Origin of the sequence: Paenibacillus sp. 2TAB19 (genome assembly GCF_052115185.1) — a bacterium.
In the GTDB taxonomy this organism is placed as follows: domain Bacteria; phylum Bacillota; class Bacilli; order Paenibacillales; family Paenibacillaceae; genus Pristimantibacillus.
Genome location: NZ_JBFRGE010000009.1, coordinates 115,860 through 135,528, shown reverse-complemented (window position 1 = coordinate 135,528; position 19,669 = coordinate 115,860). Strand labels below are relative to the sequence as shown.

General features: G+C 51.3%; 21 protein-coding genes. 19 read left to right on the top strand and 2 right to left on the bottom strand.

Going from position 1 to position 19,669, the window contains the following annotated elements:
- From AB4Z33_RS06490 to AB4Z33_RS06400, 19 genes are all read left to right on the top strand, one after another.
- Positions 1-233, top strand: a 233-nt coding sequence (locus tag AB4Z33_RS06490) for a bifunctional adenosylcobinamide kinase/adenosylcobinamide-phosphate guanylyltransferase (RefSeq protein WP_442049138.1), incomplete at its 5' end; no start/stop codon positions are given.
- Positions 230-1,210 (top strand): adenosylcobinamide-phosphate synthase CbiB, encoded by a 981-nt coding sequence (gene cbiB / locus AB4Z33_RS06485; protein ID WP_442049144.1) that lies wholly within the window; start codon positions 230-232, stop codon positions 1,208-1,210. The genes AB4Z33_RS06490 and cbiB, both read left to right, overlap by 4 nt.
- Positions 1,192-2,019: an adenosylcobinamide-GDP ribazoletransferase gene (gene cobS, locus AB4Z33_RS06480; protein ID WP_442049137.1), complete on the top strand. Its 828-nt coding sequence runs from the start codon at positions 1,192-1,194 to the stop codon at positions 2,017-2,019. The genes cbiB and cobS overlap by 19 nt, the downstream gene beginning before the upstream one ends.
- Before the next feature lie 168 nt (positions 2,020-2,187).
- The gene (gene cobD, locus AB4Z33_RS06475) at positions 2,188-3,279 is read left to right on the top strand and encodes a threonine-phosphate decarboxylase CobD (protein WP_442049136.1); all 1,092 of its coding nucleotides are present in this window, start codon (positions 2,188-2,190) and stop codon (positions 3,277-3,279) included.
- The gene (locus tag AB4Z33_RS06470) at positions 3,276-3,989 is read left to right on the top strand and encodes an adenosylcobinamide amidohydrolase (protein ID WP_442049135.1); all 714 of its coding nucleotides are present in this window, start codon (positions 3,276-3,278) and stop codon (positions 3,987-3,989) included. Before cobD ends, AB4Z33_RS06470 begins: the two co-directional genes overlap by 4 nt.
- A gap of 471 nt (positions 3,990-4,460) precedes the next feature.
- Positions 4,461-5,000: an isochorismatase family protein gene (locus AB4Z33_RS06465; protein ID WP_442049134.1), complete on the top strand. Its 540-nt coding sequence runs from the start codon at positions 4,461-4,463 to the stop codon at positions 4,998-5,000.
- Positions 5,001-5,124: 124 nt separating this feature from the next.
- The gene (locus tag AB4Z33_RS06460) at positions 5,125-5,385 is read left to right on the top strand and encodes a hypothetical protein (protein WP_442049133.1); all 261 of its coding nucleotides are present in this window, start codon (positions 5,125-5,127) and stop codon (positions 5,383-5,385) included.
- A 44-nt stretch (positions 5,386-5,429) separates the two neighbouring features.
- Positions 5,430-5,741 carry a hypothetical protein gene (locus tag AB4Z33_RS06455; protein WP_442049132.1) on the top strand — a complete coding sequence of 104 codons (312 nt, stop codon included), beginning with the start codon at positions 5,430-5,432 and terminating at the stop codon, positions 5,739-5,741.
- Positions 5,742-5,873: 132 nt separating this feature from the next.
- Positions 5,874-6,827 carry a magnesium/cobalt transporter CorA gene (gene corA / locus AB4Z33_RS06450; protein WP_442049131.1) on the top strand — a complete coding sequence of 318 codons (954 nt, stop codon included), beginning with the start codon at positions 5,874-5,876 and terminating at the stop codon, positions 6,825-6,827.
- 22 nt (positions 6,828-6,849) lie between these two features.
- Positions 6,850-7,680, top strand: coding sequence for a hypothetical protein (locus AB4Z33_RS06445; protein WP_442049130.1), 831 nt, complete (start codon positions 6,850-6,852; stop codon positions 7,678-7,680).
- Positions 7,681-7,775: 95 nt separating this feature from the next.
- Complete coding sequence (gene hrpB, locus AB4Z33_RS06440) at positions 7,776-10,316, top strand: ATP-dependent helicase HrpB (RefSeq protein ID WP_442049129.1); 2,541 nt, start codon at positions 7,776-7,778, stop codon at positions 10,314-10,316.
- Positions 10,317-10,353: 37 nt separating this feature from the next.
- The gene (locus AB4Z33_RS06435) at positions 10,354-10,635 is read left to right on the top strand and encodes a DUF1294 domain-containing protein (RefSeq protein WP_442049128.1); all 282 of its coding nucleotides are present in this window, start codon (positions 10,354-10,356) and stop codon (positions 10,633-10,635) included.
- A gap of 91 nt (positions 10,636-10,726) precedes the next feature.
- The gene (locus AB4Z33_RS06430; protein WP_442049127.1) at positions 10,727-12,808 is read left to right on the top strand and encodes a HelD family protein; all 2,082 of its coding nucleotides are present in this window, start codon (positions 10,727-10,729) and stop codon (positions 12,806-12,808) included.
- A 52-nt stretch (positions 12,809-12,860) separates the two neighbouring features.
- Positions 12,861-13,523 (top strand): molybdate ABC transporter permease subunit, encoded by a 663-nt coding sequence (modB, locus tag AB4Z33_RS06425; protein ID WP_442049126.1) that lies wholly within the window; start codon positions 12,861-12,863, stop codon positions 13,521-13,523.
- 66 nt (positions 13,524-13,589) lie between these two features.
- A complete protein-coding gene (locus AB4Z33_RS06420) occupies positions 13,590-14,450 on the top strand; it encodes an EcsC family protein (RefSeq protein WP_442049125.1) in 861 nt (286 codons plus the stop codon).
- Positions 14,447-15,541 (top strand): nitric oxide synthase oxygenase, encoded by a 1,095-nt coding sequence (locus AB4Z33_RS06415; protein WP_442049124.1) that lies wholly within the window; start codon positions 14,447-14,449, stop codon positions 15,539-15,541. The genes AB4Z33_RS06420 and AB4Z33_RS06415 overlap by 4 nt, the downstream gene beginning before the upstream one ends.
- 77 nt (positions 15,542-15,618) lie before the next feature.
- Entirely contained in the window at positions 15,619-16,776 is a 1,158-nt protein-coding gene (locus tag AB4Z33_RS06410) for a DUF3900 domain-containing protein (protein ID WP_442049123.1), read from the top strand.
- Positions 16,777-16,829: 53 nt separating this feature from the next.
- The gene (locus AB4Z33_RS06405) at positions 16,830-17,189 is read left to right on the top strand and encodes a Lin0512 family protein (RefSeq protein ID WP_442049122.1); all 360 of its coding nucleotides are present in this window, start codon (positions 16,830-16,832) and stop codon (positions 17,187-17,189) included.
- Between the two features lie 28 nt (positions 17,190-17,217).
- Complete coding sequence (locus AB4Z33_RS06400; RefSeq protein WP_442049121.1) at positions 17,218-18,531, top strand: hemolysin family protein; 1,314 nt, start codon at positions 17,218-17,220, stop codon at positions 18,529-18,531.
- A 77-nt stretch (positions 18,532-18,608) separates the two neighbouring features.
- Here the strand turns inward: AB4Z33_RS06400 and AB4Z33_RS06395 are convergent, their stop codons facing one another.
- Both AB4Z33_RS06395 and AB4Z33_RS06390 read right to left on the bottom strand, forming a co-directional pair.
- Entirely contained in the window at positions 18,609-18,902 is a 294-nt protein-coding gene (locus AB4Z33_RS06395; RefSeq protein WP_442049120.1) for a DUF3817 domain-containing protein, read from the bottom strand.
- A gap of 51 nt (positions 18,903-18,953) precedes the next feature.
- The gene (locus AB4Z33_RS06390; RefSeq protein ID WP_442049119.1) at positions 18,954-19,571 is read right to left on the bottom strand and encodes a TetR/AcrR family transcriptional regulator; all 618 of its coding nucleotides are present in this window, start codon (positions 19,569-19,571) and stop codon (positions 18,954-18,956) included.
- Positions 19,572-19,669 lie beyond the last annotated feature (98 nt).

Sequence of the window (19,669 nt, the reverse complement as noted above, 5' to 3'; positions counted from 1 at the left end):
AGGAGATAACGAAGCTCGTAGCTGCAATCGAGAGGTATCCTTATCCGCTCATCATTGTGACGAATGAGGTCGGTGACGGCATCGTGCCGGAGTATCCGCTGGGCAGAGCGTTCCGGGATGAAGCCGGACGGATGAACCAACGTATTGCCGCGGTGTGCGAGCGCGTATTTCTCGTAACAGCAGGCATTCCGGTTGACTTGAAAGCGATAGCGTTCAGATGGGAGCAGCTATGAGCTTCTATTCCATGCCGGAGCTGCTTGCTCTGGTTGCTGCGGCGATTGTAATCGATTGGATCGTCGGCGATCCGAAATGGCCCACGCATCCGGTCATATGGATCGGCCGTCTTATTCGTTTGCTGGAGCGATGGCTCTCGCCTGAGCGCTACTYCAATCGGCCAACTAGGGTCAAGATGCTCGGCATTGTGTTAACCGTTGCCGTTCTCGCCGCGAGTTGGCTAATCATGGCGATCATCGTAGAGGTAGCCGATGCGATCCATCCTTGGTTCGGATATGCGGTTAGCGCATGGTTCATCTCGACAACGATTGCAGTAAAGGGGCTCAAGGAAGCGGCTATGCTTGTCTATAAGCCGTTAGTCGCCGGCAGATTGGATGAAGCCCGGAAATATGTCGGTTATATCGTTGGGCGGGATACGACGCAGTTGGATGAAGGCGAAGCGTCCAGGGCCGCTATTGAGACGGTAGCCGAAAATACGGTCGATGCTCTAGTGTCGCCGCTCGTATTTGCTTTGTTGGGAGGCGCGCCGCTTGCTATGCTTTATCGCGCGGCGAATACGCTCGATTCCATGGTCGGCTATCGGAACGATAAATACCGGCATTTCGGCTGGTGCTCGGCTCGTACTGACGATCTGTTGAATTATATACCTGCTCGGCTCACGGGAGCTTTGATGGCGTTATCGGCGCTGCTCTTGCCTAAGATGAAGGCAACTAGGGCCGTGAAGTCGATGCTCGTCTTCGCTCGCAGGCACCCGAGTCCGAACAGCGGCATTCCGGAGTCTGCTGCAGCCGGAGCCATAGGCATTGAGCTAGGAGGGACGAATGTCTACTTCGGGGTGACCAGCGAACGCGCGCGAATGGGCTGGCCGTTGCGCCCATTGAAGCCAGACGATATTGTGCTGACGATACGTTTGCTGTACGTTGTCAGCGTTATTATAATGGCAGGAGTGATGACAGCATGTCTGCTCATAAGCTGAAGCTGCACGGGCAAGCGCTTGTTGCGGCTTTTCAATTTCTGACACGGTTTCCTATCCCCATACAAGTACCCTTTAGTTCCCCGGTGTTGACGCGAAGTGTCCTCTACTTTCCGATTGCGGGAGCTTTTATTGGCATCATTGTTGCGGGAGTTGCGTGGCTGCTGCAGCTCTTTCTGCCTCCTTGGCCGTCAGCGGTGCTGCTGCTGGCACTATGGACGGCGCTGAGCGGCGGGCTTCATGTGGACGGATGGATGGATACAGCCGATGGCGTGCTCAGCCACCGCTCGCGCGAGCGAATGCTCGAAATTATGAAGGATAGCCGCGTTGGTGCGATGGGGGTGCTCGCTGCTGTATTGCTGCTTCTGCTCAAAGCATCGCTGCTGGCGGAGCTGCTAAGGGATGATGATCGACTTGAGCTTGTGCTTCCGCTCATTGCCGCTTCACCAATATGGGGACGCGCATGGATGGGCATTGCGATAGCAGGTTGGCCGAATGCACGGCAAGGCGAAGGAATCGGAGCGCTCTTCGCTGGAGTAAGAAAGTCGACGGCTGGCTTATCGTTGATTATAGGCGGGCTCATTACCTTTGTCATGGTTGTTGCCTGTCAGAATTCGATTGAGACGTCCATCCTTATCACGTTAGCCTGCTTATTGTCTACGTTGGTTGCAGGGGGCGTATTGGCCATTTGGCTAGCAAATAAACTCGGAGGATTAACGGGAGATACTTATGGTGCATTGAATGAAGCGGTAGAGGCTGTTATTTTATTAATGGCAGTAATAATATTAGGCACGACTTATTTATTTTCATGAGAAAAACTCTTATCGGAGTACTTCGAGGATGAGCGACCTACAAGTTTGCGTAGCAAACTCCCTTCGGAAGCAAAGAAGTTTTTATCGCCAATCTGAATGATTTGCTTTACGCTTTATCGCTGTAAAGCACTTTAACATTCTGATGAGGTAGGAAAGGGGGGAAAAGGGATGTTGGAGAGATACGGCCATGGCGGTGACCTGCATACAGCGGAGGAAACGTTCGGCAGAGCAGCGGAATCTTTTCTTGATTTCAGCTCCAATATGAATCCGATAGGACCGCCGCCCTCGGTGAAGACGGTGCTTATTGAATACGCGATGCTTATCGATCGTTATCCCGACCCGGCTGTTCGCGGTCTGCGCAAGAAGCTGTCGCAGTTGCACGGAATTGATGAGCATAATATCGTAATCGGGAACGGAGCGGCGGAGCTTATCGATCTCGTCGTTCGCTCACTTCATCCGCAGGTAACGGCTCTCGCTATTCCATGCTTTGACGAATATGGGGATGCGGTTCGCAAGATCGGCGGATCGATCTATGAAATCGCGATGTCCGGCGACAATCAATTCAGGCTCGATTCGGAAGCTGTCGGCGATGCGATCGATGCCAGCAACGCTTCCTTATATATGTTGGGATCGCCTAATAATCCGACAGGTCAATTAGTGGATCCAAAGCTCATTAAGGCATTGCTTGACAGCGGCGCTTACGTCGTTGTTGACGAAGCGTTCATGGATTTTGTCCCTGAGGAGGAGCAGTTCAGCCTTGTGCAGGAAGCGGCCGTGAATGAACGTCTGTTCGTCATCCGTTCGATGACGAAGTTTTATTCCATACCGGGGATTCGGCTCGGCTATATCGTCGGCGTTCCGAAATCGCTTAGCGCATTGAAGCGCCTGCAAGTGCCATGGAGCGTCAATTCGCTTGCACAGTTGATCGGTGAAGCGGTTCTAGAAGAACGGGAGTTCGCCAAGGAAACGCATAACTGGCTTGCAGAAGAGCGTCCATGGCTAGTTCAGCAATTGCAGCAGCTTGGCTTCGAGGTGAATGACGGCGTAACGAATTATTTGCTGCTTCGAATCCCGCAACAGCTGCGTTTAAGCGCYAGCATGCTGCAGCTTGCCATGGGCAAGGAAGGTGTTYTCATTAGAGATGCTTCGCGATTCCCTGGTCTAGATCATACGTATGTGCGAGTAGCCGTCAAACGAAGATTCCAAAATGAAACGCTCGTGGCAGCCTTCAAACACTGTTTAGCGCAGGTGAGGTCATGAGCCAGCCGTTTCGCAGCGACTCCACCGTCTACGATTCTTTCATCTGGAGCGGATTGCGTTTGGAGCTGCTGGACGATCGAATCGTAGTGAGCCTTCAAGAACCGGTTCAGGCGCTAAGCAGCGCCATTCATCCAGGCGGTTTCACCTGGGCCGATCATATCGTGAACTGGAAGGTGCCGCTTGATTATCGCTGTGACGATCCAATCGCGGACTTTGTTCACCGCTGTGAAGGTTGGGGTAGCAAGGCTGAGCATACGATCGGCATGTTGACTGCAGCGAAGTTGACCCATGCGTCTGTGAAGGAGCTGGAGGGCGATCGGTTTAAGCTGCTATGCATCACGACGTCGGGCACGCGCAACGCAGCACGGGCCGGGTTGCCGCGTCAAACCTTCTCGGCATATGAGCCAGGTACGATTAATACGGTACTGCTCATTGACGGACAGATGACCGAGTCGGCAATGGTCAATGCGGTTATTACGGCAACCGAAGCAAAAGCGGCGGCACTGCATGAACTTGGTATTCTGGAGACGGCGAATGGCCAGCTTGCGACGGGGACGACGACCGATGCGATCGTCATTGGCGTCAGCCAGCGAGCGAGTTGGCAAGCGATTCATGCCTATGCTGGAGTGGCGACGACGATCGGCTGCGCAATTGGCGAGGCGGTATACGAGACCGTGTTGGAGGCTACCCGGACGCAGCACGAGGAGTAGCCGGGTGGAAGCAGGTAAGCTCCTACACGGGCTGAGGCGATACGCTCCAAGAGCCAACTAATCCGCTATAGTTTCATTCTAGGCAACTAATTAGTCTTGTACCAAGCGAGCCTCCCGTGTAGTTCGATATATGGCAATTAAACGGGCTAGTTTGGTGAGTTGGTGGCGAATCGGCACATTTAGTTCGATGAAAGGCAACTTTGAGCTCACAACCGTGTGGCAATTGAGATTAGTTCGACGAAATGCACCTATTGAGCCTTGTACCCGGCGGTGAGCTCCTGCACGGCATGAAGCAATAAGTTCCAGAAGCCAGCTATCCGCTATCGTGTCATTCTAGAGTTACTACTTAAGTCTCCTGAAAATCAGGAGATTTTTTTGGTTTCAAAAATGTTCAATAGAGCCGAGCTGGAAGGAAATGTGAGCTGCAATCAAGAATTTAATTCTAATCACAATAAAGGACGGTGGAATAAAATGAAGGCGCTATTAGTCATTGACGTGCAAAACGGAATCATTGAATTGGGTGATTTTACAAACGAGTTGTTTCGGATGGAGCATATCATTAAGGATTTCAAAGCTAGCGGCAATCCCGTCATCTTCATGAGGCATATAGACGCTTCTGAGGAGAGCCCGTTATGCAGGAGCTCCGTTGGTTCCGAACTGCATCCTTCTTTAAAGGACTATGCGGATGTGGTTATTGAGAAATCGACACCGAGCTCGTTTTATCAAACAAATCTGTCCCAGACGCTTGATCAATTAGGTGTAATGCAGCTGTTTCTAGTTGGCTTCGAAACGGAATTTTGTTGCATGTTCACAGCGATAGCTGCTTTTGATAGAGGTTATGAAGTAACGCTGATCAGGGATGCAGTTGGCACAACGAATACGGAACGGTCGTACGATATGCCCGGCTTGAGCATTAACGATTTTGTAAGCAAAGTGCTTGGATGGTCAAGTGTAATCGAAGTAATAAACCACGTTAAATATATGGAGTCATACAAAGCACATGGGCTGTAGTCGCTTAGCTGCCATGTTGGATTTCCGCTTTAACTTTCAATTTAGGAAGAAACCTCCAATTTTATGATGCGTATAGGTAATATGGTGTTGATACTATGCGTTTCCGTGAAGAGGAGGGGTTCTTATGAATCGAAATACGATTTATTTTGCTAGCGCGATCTTTTGTATTGTTGTGCCGATTGTCGCTTTATGGTATGGCTATTGGGTTGCGGCACAGCCGAAGGTGGGGCCTGTCGGCAACGGGATTAAGCCGCCTACTTTTCAACAAACGTTTCCTCTTTACATCGCAATGCTCATAGGAATCAGGTACTTAATGATCGCGATCTTACGTTATCGGGAGTATAAAAAATCGCAACAGAAGTCTAACAATGAAGAGATAGATTAATGTTCCCAGCAGGCGCAATTGTCAGAAAGGGGAATAACGTAAAGATGGGATTTTTAATTGAAGGGCTGTTCGAATTGATTTTGGAATTGTTATTCAATGATCGGTTTGAGAAGAGAGGAAGTTATCGACAGAGGCGATATCTACTGAAGCTCAAGCGATATGCGAGAGAGTCTGAATGGTTCGAGCATCTGTATCGAAATCCGCATTATACGGGGATCATTGAGAATAACGACGAATTCAAAATCGTGCTTAGGAAGAGAGCGGCATTCCGGTCTATCGAGCTTAGTTTGGAGGAGCGGCAACGATTCGAACAACGGTTGGCAAGCAAGTGCGATTCGCTTACGGAAAGAGTCTGAAACGACTTCATGTTGTTAATATGATATTGCCATTCAGAATGATCTACCTTGTACGGATGTGGTAGAATAAAACGAGCCTATACGTTATAGGAAAAAGTTTAAGTTTGATATTGTTCGGCAGGAGGTTTCAAGTTGATTCGCATTGTAGGTTTTTCGAAAGATAAAAAATGGTGTACGGATCTAACGTTGGAGGAAGTAAGCGAGTCGACCGAGCTTGCCTGGTACTGGGTGGATTTCGATCAGCCCAGTGAAGAGGAAAGCAGGCTGCTGAGCACGCATTTCAAATTTCATCCACTTGCGATTGAAGATTGCTACCACTTGTTGCAGCGTCCGAAAATGGATCATTTTGACGATATTCATTTCCTCATTCTGCATGCGTTCAACGGTTCGAAGACGATGGTCGATGAAGTGAATATGTTCATCGGTCCCCGGTTTCTGGTAACGTACCATCAAGGGCAATCGCAAGAAATCGAGTCGGCTAGATTGAAGCTGATGCATAATCCGAAGCCAGGCCAATACGGTCACATTTGTGCGGCGTACCATGTTATTGACAAGCTGGTGGATGAATATTTCCCAGCCGTTCAGGAGCTAGAAGAGCTGCTCATCGATATGGATCTCAGCAGCGGCACGGTTGCCGGCGATGGAGCAATAGCAGATATATTCAACATTCGGTCACGGTTGCTGCGGCTTCGCAAGACGATTATTCCAATGAGGGATTTGCTCTATCGATTGGTTAATAGTGATCGAATCGAGGGTCTTAACCATCACTTGGCCTTCTATCGCGACATCTACGATCATTTGTTGAAGCTGTCGGAGATGCTTGATAATTGCCGCGAAATGACGGCCGATCTGCGCGATAGCTACATCTCGTACAACTCCAATCGAATGAATTCGATTATGAAGACGTTAACGGTCATTACGACTATATTTATGCCATTAACTTTCCTGGCTGGCATTTATGGCATGAATTTTGATAGGATGCCGGAGTTGGATTGGCGCTGGGGGTATTTTGGGCTGCTCGGCTTTATGCTGCTGATCGCTTTATCGATGTTTGCGTGGTTTAATAAGAAAGGCTGGTTCAAATAATGGCATCCAAGGAGATTCAGACATGGTAACGAATAAGGCTACAGAAGAAGTCGGGGGAAAGAAAAGGACATTAGCTGTTGTCGGCATCATGCTGGCGATATTGATCGTGCTCGGTGTTTTATTTGCATTAATGATCTACGCGCTGCGTGCGGACAAGCCTTCTGCTGAAGCAGGTAAGAATGAAGCTTCGCAATATGCTTATGCAATGGCCGAAGCCGCGAATGGGATGAAGATTCATTATTTGGCTACAAAGCCATCGAACGTTCGACCTGAGCTCATACATAACAATGTGACTTTAACCGAAAATACGGGCATTAACGGCGGTTTCTTCTATGGTGAGCAATTGCTAAGCATAGCTGTTGTGGACTCCTTGCCGGTTGGAAGATCGCATGGGAAATACGGCGACGGCTCGGAAAATGTCAGGTATGCTCGCGGCACTCTCGTCTGGGACGGAGCGCTTGATGAACTTAATATACAAATCGTAAGCAAAGCCTCTGAGCTTAAAGTCAAGGATAATACGCGCTTCTGGGCGCAGGGCGGCATTAGCATGAGCATCGGAGACGATGCGGGTTGGGAAGAGCGGGCAATCGCCGAGAATGCGCCATTTCCGAATGATAACCGTCTTCGTTCGGCGGTTGTATACGATTCGCAAGGCAGACTGTACTTAATCGTCAGTGAGACGAAAGGGACGCTTGCAGCGTTTCGCGAAGCGATCATCGAGAAGGTCGGAGACGGCAAGCTTGCAGGCGGCATCTTCCTCGATGGGGATGGATCATCGCAGCTTCGCAGCAGTGAAGCTATGCTCGCGGGCGATAATCGTCCTGTGGTACAGATGCTGCGCGTATTGAAATAATGGAAGTGTGTGTTTGCTACGCAAACACTAAGCCTAAACAATAAGCATAATCTTACGAAGTGTGTTTGCTACGCAAACACTTAAGGAGAATCACCATGAATCAACAGCAACAGCCATTGCCTATCGATGCCGTATTGCCTGAACTGCTCGAAGCGCTCCGGAACGGCGCTAATGCGGTGCTGATCGCCGAGCCGGGGGCTGGCAAGACGACAAGAGTGCCGCTCGCTATGCTTCATGAGCCTTGGCTGAACGGCAAGCGCATCGTTATGCTTGAGCCGAGAAGACTTGCGGCTCGCTCAGCAGCGCAATATATGGCTCGCTCGCTTGGCGAACAAGCGGGGGAGACGGTCGGCTATCGCGTAAGGCTTGAAACGAAGGTCAGCGCCAAGACACGAATTGAAGTCGTGACGGAAGGCGTATTGACCCGGATGCTGCAGGAGGATGCCGCGCTTGAGCAAGTTGGCGCGATCCTGTTCGATGAATTTCATGAACGCCATCTGCATGGCGATCTAGGTCTGGCGCTTAGCCTGCAATCACAGTCGCTGCTCCGTGAGGAGCTGCGGCTTCTTGTTATGTCCGCAACACTCGATGCGGAGCCTATTGCTGCACTATTAGGCGCTGCGCCTATTATTCGCTCGGAGGGAAGAGTATTCCCTGTTGATACTCATTATGCGGCCGCACGTCCCTCGCGGGAGGCGCGGATTGAACAGACCGTCGGCAGCACGATCGTGAGCGCGCTTCATGCCCATGATGGCGATGTGCTCGCTTTCTTGCCCGGCGCGCTCGAGATTCGTCGTACCGCAAGCTGGCTTGCAGCGGCAGGATTGCCTTCCGGCGTGCGCATAGCGGAGCTCTACGGCACGATGCCGCTATCGATGCAGGATGCTGCAGTCGCGCCATGCTTACCTAACGAACGCAAGATCGTGCTTGCGACATCAATCGCCGAATCAAGCTTGACGGTTCAAGGGGTGACGATTGTTGTCGACAGCGGACTTATGCGCGTGCCGCGGTTCTCGCCGCGGACGGGCATGACTCGGCTGGAGACGGTCGCGGTCTCGCAAGCTTCCGCGGATCAGCGCCGCGGCCGTGCTGGCCGTCTTGCTCCGGGCCACTGCTACAGGCTGTGGACGGAGCAGGAGCATCCGTACCTGCCTGCACAGAGCATGCCGGAGATTATGGATGCTGATCTTGCGCCGTTAGCGCTTGAACTTGCGGTATGGGGGATCCAAGACCCCGCCGAGCTGGATTGGCTTACGCCGCCGCCGCAGTCGGCATACGCGCAGGCGATTGAACTGCTGAAGAAGCTGCGCGCGCTTGACGCGAACGGCAAACCTACGCCGGAGGGGCTTAAGCTGGCACGCTTCGGCATGCATCCCCGCCTTGGCGCAATGGTAATGCGCGCTGCGGAATGGGGCTGTGCAAGCGAAGGCTGCGAGCTGGCAGCACTGCTCAGCGAGCGAGATTTGCTTCCAAATGAGCGAAGCGTGGATATGAGGCTTCGTCTTGACGCGTTGAATGGAAAGAGTGCTTCAGCGGATGCCGCCGCTGTAAGGCGAATGACACAGCAAGCTGAGCAATGGAAACGCTCGGTTGCCGAGCATGGAACAGGCAACGACGTGACTTCACAAGGCTCGATTCCTTCGTCATCGCGATCGACCTCTCTATCCGTACGGCCAAGTCTTGGCGTTCTTCTTGCTGCGGCCTACCCGGATCGAATCGCACAGCGGCGAAGCGATGGCCGATATTTGCTGGCTAGTGGAAGAGGGGCCGTGCTTCCCGACGTACAACCGCTGTCTCGAAGCGAGATGTTGGCAACTTGCGAATTAGATGACACGGGTACAGAGAGCAGAATCAGGCTTGCGGCAGATTTGTCGATGACTGATATTGAAGCGTTTATGTCTCCATACATTACGATTGAAGAAGTGATTGAGTGGGATCACGGTGCGCTAGCCGTTCGTTCCCGCAGAAGAAGGAAGCTAGGCGCAATCGTGCTCGGAGAAGTGCCGATATCCGGTCCTGACGAAGAGAAGGTTGCCGATGCGCTGATCGCTGGAATCCGTATGGAGGGTATGGGTTTGCTTCCTATGACTAAGCCGGCGCTTGCGCTCCAAGCTAGAATAAAGCTGATGGCGCTTGGCGGGAAGGATTGGCCTGAGGCGACCGACGAGGCGCTGCTAAGCACGCTCGAGGAGTGGTTGAAGCCGCATCTCTACGGCATGAAGAGCCGTAATGATCTTCAGCGGCTGAATATGGCGCAACTGCTTGGAGGCATGCTGTCATGGGCGCAGATGCAAGAGCTGGACGAGCAGGTGCCGACCCATTATTCAGTGCCAAGCGGATCTCGTATTCCGATCGATTACAGTGATCCATCGGCGCCTGTGCTAGCAGTCAGACTGCAGGAAATGTTCGGCCTCCAGGATACGCCAAGGCTCGCGAGAGGCAAGCTGCCGCTTACGCTGCATTTGCTGTCCCCCTCTCAACGTCCCGTTCAGGTGACGCAGGATTTGCGCAGTTTCTGGGAATCGGCTTATTTTGAGGTGAAAAAGGATTTGAAGGGGCGGTATCCGAAACATTATTGGCCGGATGATCCATACGGCGCAGCACCGACGAACCGCGCTAAGCCGCGCGGCACTTGAGGAAAAAGAATCGTTAGTAGAAGAGTGGARGTAAACTATGGATATAAGTTACATCATCGTATTGTCTTATTTGCTGATCATCAATTTGTATACCTTCGCTTTAATGGGTAGAGACAAGAAGCTGGCAGTCAAGCAGCGCCGTCGCGTTCCAGAGAAACGACTGTTCACGCTGAGTGCCATTGGGGGCAGCATCGGAACTTGGCTTGGTATGCGTACCTGGCGGCATAAGACGAAGCATAATAGTTTTGTATTCGGAATTCCGGCTATATTCGTACTGCAAGTAGCCCTTGTAGTCGCACTCTATCGTTTTGTCGKTTAATTCAAGCGAAATGGGCATTGCATCGAGAAAGCTTCCTATGGTATATTTGACACTCGTTTTTTATTGACTACTTTTAGGAGGTAACTGACTAATGACCGTTCAAAGTGCCTTACAAGAGGAAAAGGATCGGCTCTTTGCTTCGATTCAAGATATTGAAGATCAGCTGGGAGCAATCGGTCCGCGATATACGGGAGACGATTTTACCGAGCAAATGCTCGACCTGCAGCGCGAAGAGAGGAGACAGCGGCTGGAGATCGCGCACCGCGAGCCGTACTTTGGCCGCATCGACTTCGAGGAGCTGCCGAATGGTAAGCAGATGCCGCTCTACATAGGCAAAGCAGGCGTCGCCAAGCAGGGCAGCAACGAGCTGCTCGTTATCGACTGGAGAGCGCCGGCAGCCAGCTTATTCTATTCATTCACGGGCGGAGATGCACCCGGAACGTTCGAATCGCCCGATGGCGAAGTGTCGGGTTATATTCATTTAAAGCGCAACTTCATGATTCGTCAGGGCGAGCTTGTAAGATTGGTCGACAGCTATGTGCGAGGCCAAGAAGAAGAAGCGGTCACTGACGAATTTCTTTTATATCGCTTGGGCGAGAACAAGGATAATAAGCTTCGTGACATCGTTTCTACCATTCAAGGCGAGCAGGACCGTATCATACGCGCGGATCGCGCGAAGGCACTATTCATTCAGGGGGTAGCGGGCAGCGGTAAAACGACCGTTGCGCTCCATCGTCTCGCATTTCTGCTCTATCAATACGCGGATCGGATGCGGGCGGAGAGAATGATTATTTTCGCGCCAAACCGGATGTTCCTCGACTATATTTCCGGCGTTCTGCCGGAGCTCGGCGTTGGRGACATCCAGCAGACGACGTTCTCGGACTGGGCGATCGAGCTGCTGGAGCACACCGTTAGGCAAAGCGATCCGTCTGAGACGATGGCATATTGGTTCGAACAACGCAGAACGGCATCTGAGATTGAGTCTGCTTCCGGAAGATGGAAGGGCAGCTTGGCTTTCAAGGAAATGGTAGATAAGCGAATTGCAGCGTTCGAGCAAAACATCGTACCTACCGTTCCGTTCAGTCCGCTTGATCGTCTTGAGCTGTCGCCTGCGCAAATGCGCGAGTGGTACGACACCGATTATGGCGAAGAGACGGTTATGAAGAAGCGCGACCGGCTAGCCAGCCGAATTCGGCGTTGGTTCGAATCCGAGCTGAAGCAGCGCGGCGTTGTCGATAAGAAAGTAAGAGCAAAGGCGCTGACGAAATTTAATGCCTTTGTGAAAAAGATACCGTCGTTTACTGCGGTTCAGCTTTATGCCTCGCTGTTCCAAGGCAAGCAGGCCGATCCAGCCGTGCCCAAAGCGATCGCCGCAGAAACAGCGGCTCGGCTTAAGCAAGGAATCGCCGCTGCCGAAGACCTCGCGCCGCTCGTCTATATCCATCTGCAGCTATACGGACTGGATAAGCCGTCCTTCGACCATATCGTCATTGACGAAGCACAAGATTATTCGCCGTTCCAGCTTGAAGCGCTTAAGCTATGCCAACGAACGCCGTCGATGACGGTACTCGGCGACTTGCAGCAAGGTATTCATGCTTACACGGGAATCCAGCACTGGTCTCAGCTGATGGGACTATTCCCTGAAGAGCAATCCGGATTCCACGAGCTTAACCGGAGCTATCGCTCAACGATGGAGATTATCGAATTCGCCAACCTGATCTTAGGCGAGATGTCGGGCGGGGTAAAGCCAGCCGTGCCTGTATTCAGGAGCGGCGACCCGGTCGAGACGATCGGGACAGAGGAGAGCGAATGGCTTGCTTCGATTGAACAAACGGTACGCGAATGGAAGGCGAAGGGCATTTACGAGACGATATCGGTCATCGGAAGAACCGCGCATGAATGCGAACAAATTCATAGTTACTTGATCGACAAAGGAATTGAAGCCTCCCTTGTGCAAAGCAAGCAACCATCTTATGGAGGCGGCCTGACGGTCGTTCCCGTCTACTTATCGAAGGGACTGGAGTTCGACGCCGTGCTCGTTGCTGATGCGGGAGAAGCGGCATACGGACCGCTCGACGCGAAGCTTCTTTATGTAGGTTGTACACGCGCGCTTCATATGTTGAAGCTGCTCTACCTGGGACAACGAACTTCTTTGCTGGGCGAGGGCGCTTAATTCGTTTATAATGGGAAGGTATCTCACATATGCACGGGAGGCCTTTGCAATTATGAATGGGAATGAGCTGCTGCCACCGCTTTGGCTATCGCTGAAGGTTTCGGTGACGGCTAGTATATTGGTAGCTATCATCGGCATTATTGTCGCGCACTTCATGGCGCGGCGATCGTTCAGGGGCAAGAGCGTCGTTGAGACGGTTTTCATGCTTCCTCTCGTATTGCCTCCGACCGTCGTCGGGTTTATATTGCTTGTGGCGCTTGGCCGCAGAAGCTGGATCGGGAAAAGCTATGAATGGCTTTTCAATCAACCTATCGTTTTCTCTTGGACCGCAGCGGTTATCGCTGCGGTCATTGTTGCATTCCCGCTTGTCTACCAGTCCATGAAGGTCGGATTTCTGACCATCGATAAAAGTCTGGTAGAATCGGCACGTTCCGCAGGTGCCAGCGAGAGGCAGGTTATGCGCTATATTACGCTGCCGCTAGCCAAGCATTCGCTGCTAACGGCATTCGTGCTCGGCTTTGCCAGATGCTTAGGTGAGTTCGGAGCGACGCTTATGCTTGCCGGCAACATACCAGGCAAGACGCAGACCGTGCCGACAGCCATTTATGTGGCGGTCGATTCCGGGCATACGGCGATGGCTTGGGCATGGACGATCAGCATCGTCTTATTTTCTTTCCTGCTCCTCTCATTTACCGGCCGCAAAATGGAACAATAATGTGAACGGCGCATCCGCTTTCCGCAATGTTTCGTATAACACTCCAGAGAAGGAGGCAGAGCGCGTATGCCAATCGAAACGGATTCTAATGAGCGATTATTGGAAGCCTTGAGAGAAATAGAAGCATGGGAGAATGATCAGAAGGACCTATGGTTCTGGGAGAAGCTTGGACGATTGCCGTTCATGCTGCTCGATAAATTAACGCCGAAGTTTATTCAAGCGAAGCTCGGACAGGCTGTCGATGAAATCGGCGGCTTTATTCAGAACGGGGGCAAATACCTCGTATCGGAGAAAACGATAACAAGCAAGCTTACGCGAAATGCGGAGGCTGTCACGATGGACGCATCATTACCCAGCGACAACATCTTTCTGACCTTGGAAGACTGCGCGTCACTGCCGCTTGCCGTTATGGACAGGACGGCTGCGGAGCTGAAGAGCAGCCGTACAAACATGGCGACCGTTCAAGGCGCGACAACGGGAATCGGGGGAATCTTTACGCTCGCAATCGACATTCCAGCCATTCTTGGCCTATCGCTAAAGATCATACAAGAGATTGCCATATGTTATGGATATGACCCAAAGCTGAAGGAAGAGCGCATCTTCGCTGTGAAGGTCATGCAATTCGCTTCATCGGACATTGTCGGCAAAAAAGCCATATTAGATGAATTAAGCGCATACGGAACTGAGGGCGAGGGGCGCGGAACGCATATGCTGTCGCAGCTGCAAGGCTGGCGTGAAGTCGTTACCGTATACCGCGACAACTTCGGCTTGAAAAAGCTGTTCCAGCTCATCCCGATTGCAGGAATTGTGTTCGGGGCTTTCATTAATCGGGGCACGCTGAATGATGTCGCAGAAGCGGCGACGATGTTATACCGAAAACGAAGAGTACTGGTTAAGCTGAAGGAAGGCGGAGGAAGCGCAACATGATTACAGCACAGAGAGCATTAATGGAGGAGGCAGCCTCCTTTATCCACGCCTGCTATTCGGAGCTTGGCAAGTCAGTCCAGGAAACCGAAAGCAGGCTGCGGCAGATCGATGAACATATTGAAGCAAGGGGGACTTATTCGCATACATCGGAAGAGCTTAAGCATGGCGCGAAGATGGCATGGCGCAATAGCAATCGCTGCATCGGCAGACTGTTCTGGCAGGCGCTTGAAGTGTTTGACGCAAGAGAGGCTGAAGATGAAGATACAATCGCCGGGCATATATTTAACCACATGAAATATGCCACGAACGGCGGGAGAATCAGACCGGCGATTACGGTATTTGCGCCGAGGGAGGCGCATACTGGCAGCTGTATTCGGATATGGAATCATCAGCTAGTCCGATACGCAGGTTATCAGCTGGAGGACGGTATGGTCGGCGATCCGGCTTCCCTTGCTTTGACTGAAGCTTGCGAGAAGCTAGGCTGGCGCGGGGCAGGAACGGCGTTTGACCTATTGCCGCTTGTTATCCAACGAGGCGATCATGAGCCGAGATGGTACGAGTTGCCGGCGGAGACGACGCTTGAAGTGAAGCTTACACACCCGGAGCATGATGGCTTCGAGCAGCTGGGACTGCGGTGGTATGCGGTTCCGTTCGTATCCGATATGGAGCTAGAGATCGGCGGCATCCGCTATTCGGCAGCTCCCTTCAACGGATGGTATATGGGGACGGAGATCGGTGCGCGCAATCTGGCAGACAGTAACCGCTACAACCAGCTTCCGCAAGTTGCACGGTTGTTCGGCTTAGATACTTCTACGAACCTTTCCTTATGGAAAGACYGTTCATTAACGGAGTTAAATATCGCGGTGCTGCACTCGTTTAAGAAAAACGGCGTCAGTATTGTCGACCATCATACGGCCGCCGAGCAATTCGCCAGATTCGAGAAACAGGAGCAAGAGAACGGCAGAACCGTGACCGGAAGATGGTCATGGTTGATACCTCCGATGTCTCCGGCAACGACAGCTATCTGGCATCGCAGCTATGACGATACGGAGCGGAGTCCTCAGTTCCGCTATCAACAGCCGCTTTATTGAGCAAAGCGTATAGCCTATTGTTTCTGTAAATGCGTGCAATCAATTCCTAATCAGAGAAATAGGGGGGAGCAGCAGACGTGGATTTTCATATGCAATATTTATCGTTTTTCGTTATTCATACAGACGGCGAAGAGAGTGCCTCATCGTCAGGCAAGCGGTTCAAGCATTATCAGACGCTGGACGAGGATACGTACGAGGACAGTGAGATTAAGAAGTTTCTAGACGATGAGTTCACGAGGGTCGTCAAGCGCAAGGTCGAGCGCAATCCGAATACGGCGAACGCAYCGACGAAGATCGGCCGCTTCGCAGTTGAACCGGGTTATGAGCTCGGCAGCAATCAGAACTATAATCTGTTCCAGAGGCTGCGCGATGCAGATACGAAGGAGCGATTCTTTGGCATCGCCGACGAGCTTGTGCGTATTTATATGGATACTAGCGCGGTGCGCGGAGGAGCGTTCATTATTGCTCTATCCAAGCTGAACACGTATTTTGACGAGCCTTTTTTATTTTTGCTTAAATGCGACTTCGAGCCGAAGATTGCGCGAATTGCGGATGAACTCAGCTTAATCTCGCAGGTCGAGATGGCCATCAGCTCCCGCAGCATCAAGTCGATTCAGTATCCGCATATGCCGGAGGAAGGCATGCTCGAGCATTGGGAGCTGAAGATTCATCAATCGTCGCATGCCCGGTATTTCGAAGATTTCTTGAAATACGTTACTTACGAGAAGCCATTGCCTGAGGTTATGGGCGAGCAGGTTATTGAGATGGTACAGCAATACATATCGGACAAGTGGCAGGATGATGAGAGCACGGAGCGCCGCGAAGAGGAGAATGCGGTGGAAGTATGGGCAGCCAGCGAGAAACGCGACATTCAAGAATGGTGGCCGCAGGAGCAGGTGGCTGTCGCATCGGCGGCGCTCGTCGAGCAGAAGCCGGACTTGCCGTTCACGTTCAAGCTGGACAGCATTACGATAAAGGGCTTGCTCGCAGATTTCGGCGAATCGCTCCATATCGCGAAGCATAACGGACGTTATGTTGTCGTGATCGAAGGCGATGCGTTCCAATTCGATAAAGGGATGTCGCCGGTCGAGCTGCTGCAGCCGCCCGATCTAACCGACGTATTGCCAATCATCGGAAGCAAACAGCCGAAAGATGAATTTGACGGTTCAGGCTATAGCTATAACGACAATAGCGGCGGCACGACTAACGTGAGCGACGACGATGTGCCCTGGTAAAGTTATGCATGCTCGCATGTATCTATTTGACAATTAAAGGAGAGGCTGTATAAGTGGACAAGTTATTTTTCATAGAAATTGGCATGGGTTGCGATCTGCACGGTCAAAATATTACAAAAGCATCGGTGCGCGCCGTTCAAAACGCGATTCACCATAATTCGATGCCCGGTCTGCGCTCTGTATTGCCAGGCGKCACGCTTGATAACATGAAGGTTCATGTGAAGCTTGCTATTCCTTGCGATCGCGACCTGCTCGACGTGGAGCAGGTAAAGGCCGCGCTGCCTTACGGCCAAGTAACCGTCGAGCTTATCGATGGCGGCATGGTTACGACGAGCGGCGTCGTACTGCCGGACAAAGAGGACAAAAACGATCTCATCTACATCGTGAACGCGTCGGTGGAGGTCGGTTACTAGCCACATTACCTAGCAAAGGAAGAAGACGATGGTTTTAAAGCTTGTCATATTTGTGCTGCTGCTTGTGTTTACCGCTTTTTTCGTTGCAACGGAATTCTCGATCATCCGAATGCGTTCAAGCCGCGTCAGTCAGATGGTTGCGGAAGGGGTGAAAAATGCTAGGGCGGTTGAACAGGTTACCTTGAAGTTGGATGGCTACTTATCCGCTTGTCAGCTAGGGATCACGATTACGGCTCTCGGTCTCGGTTGGTTAGGGGAACCTACGGTTGAACTCATATTGCATCCTATATTCCATCGACTAGAGCTGGGGGATGAGGTAAGCTCGGTTTTGTCATTCCTCATTGCCTTCGTGCTCGTTACCTACTTGCATGTCGTTCTTGGCGAACTGGCGCCGAAGACGGTTGCTATCATTATGTCAGAGCGTATCAGCCAATTGACTGCACCGATCATTATTATTTTCTATAAGGTTATGTATCCGTTCATCTGGGTGCTTAACGGCTCGGCTAACAGCCTCGTTAGGCTGCTCGGCTTCAAGCCGGCCCAAGAGCATGAAGCCCATTCGGAGGAAGAGATTCGGATCATCCTATCGGAGAGCTATGAGAGCGGCAAAATCAACAAAAGCGAATACGGATATGTGAATCGTATCTTCCAATTCGACGAGCGGCTCGCGCGTGAAATCATGGTACCGCGAACGGATATGGTATGTCTGTTCGCTGAGCATTCTCACGACGAGAACCTCGCAGTCATCAAGAAGGAGCAATATACGCGGTTTCCGTATGCAAGCGGAAGCAAGGACAATATTATTGGCATCGTGAACACGAAGCAGTTTTTTCTGCGCTATGATAGCGACCGTGCGTTGGACGTCAAATCGCTGCTGCAGCCGGTGATGTCCGTGCCCGATGTGATGCCGATTAACAAACTGCTGCGCAAAATGCAACTGGAGCGCGTACATATTGTTATTTTGCTCGACGAGTACGGCGGTACTTCGGGTCTTATTACGATTGAGGACATTATCGAGGAGATTGTCGGCGAGATTCGCGACGAATTCGACGCCGATGAAGTGAAGGAGATCGAGATGCTGAACGAGCACCGTTATATGGTGGACGGCAAAGCATTGATCGTCGAATTCAACGATACGGCCGGCACGGATCTGGATAGCGAGGAAGTGGACTCCATCGGCGGTTGGTTATTCAATCGGAAGCCCGATCTGCCAGTCGGCGAATCGTGGAGTTATCATAATATGACGTTTACGATTAGGGAGCGGGACGATAACCGGATTCGCAAGGTAGAGATCGAGATCGCCATGAATGAGTCGGATGCCGAAGCGTTCGGTCATGCTTAATTCGTTAGCTTTGAACATATAGAAGCGCCGTCTGGGTCATCGATTGATGACGGGACGGCGCTTCTTTATAGCGTTAATTAAGGATGATTGCGAAGCAGCTTAGCATCGGATACGAACGTCCCGAAGGGAAGGAATGCGGCGATAAACGCAGCAACAACCTTCAAGAATGACCAACGGTGCTTGATCCATACGTGAAGCAGGGCAAGCCCGTAAAGAGTGAACAGMAAACCATGCAGACTGCCGACGATGGTAACCATATGAGGCAGGTTAGCCCAATATTTGAGCGGCATCGCGATCAGCAATAATACCAAAAACGAGATTCCCTCATAAAATCCGACAATTCTTAAACGGCCGATAGCGGTTTTGAACAAAATAACACCTCCTATTACATAATCGCAGTATCGATGAAACTAACCATTGCCTTAAGATCGAGGCTGTAATCCGTTCCAAAGTAATTGTACGATTTCRGCGGAAGCTTGTTTCACCGATTTTTGATCATTTAATAATTGTTTGTGATTGCGTACCGTCATCATGGCCGTGAACGTATGGGAGAGCAGCAGGGGATCTGACTTCGTGATCACGCCTTCCTCCATCGCTTGCGCGAATATCTCACTCAACAGAATATGAAGCTGTGCTTCTCCATCCCGAATCTGCTTAATCTGTTCCTCAGACAAGCCGGGAGCGGCTTCGCGCATCATCGTCTCGAACTCGACATGCGCGTTATTCATATGACGTTCCGCAACAATGAGCAGACGTTCCTTGAGCATTCCTGGTCCACGCATGATTAGAGCGGTCTGGTCGTAAGCAATCTTAAGCACGAATAACAGACATTCCGTGAAGAGCTTCGCTTTGTTGTCGAAATAATAATAGACGCTTGCTTTCGTTATCCGGCATGCTTTCGCAACGCCTTCAAGCGACACCTTCTCGAAGCCGTGCTCCATGAACAGCATGGCGGCGGTGCGCAAAATAAGCAGATTGGGCTGCATCGTTTCGGAACGTTTAGGCCGTCCCGGTCTGCGTCTTGGCTGTTCTTCTTTCAATCTTTGCACCTCATTCAATAATTCGTAATAATTATAGGTTGATTAATTAACCTTCGGGTATATATAATTAATTTGAGCTCGTAATACTATATTAAACG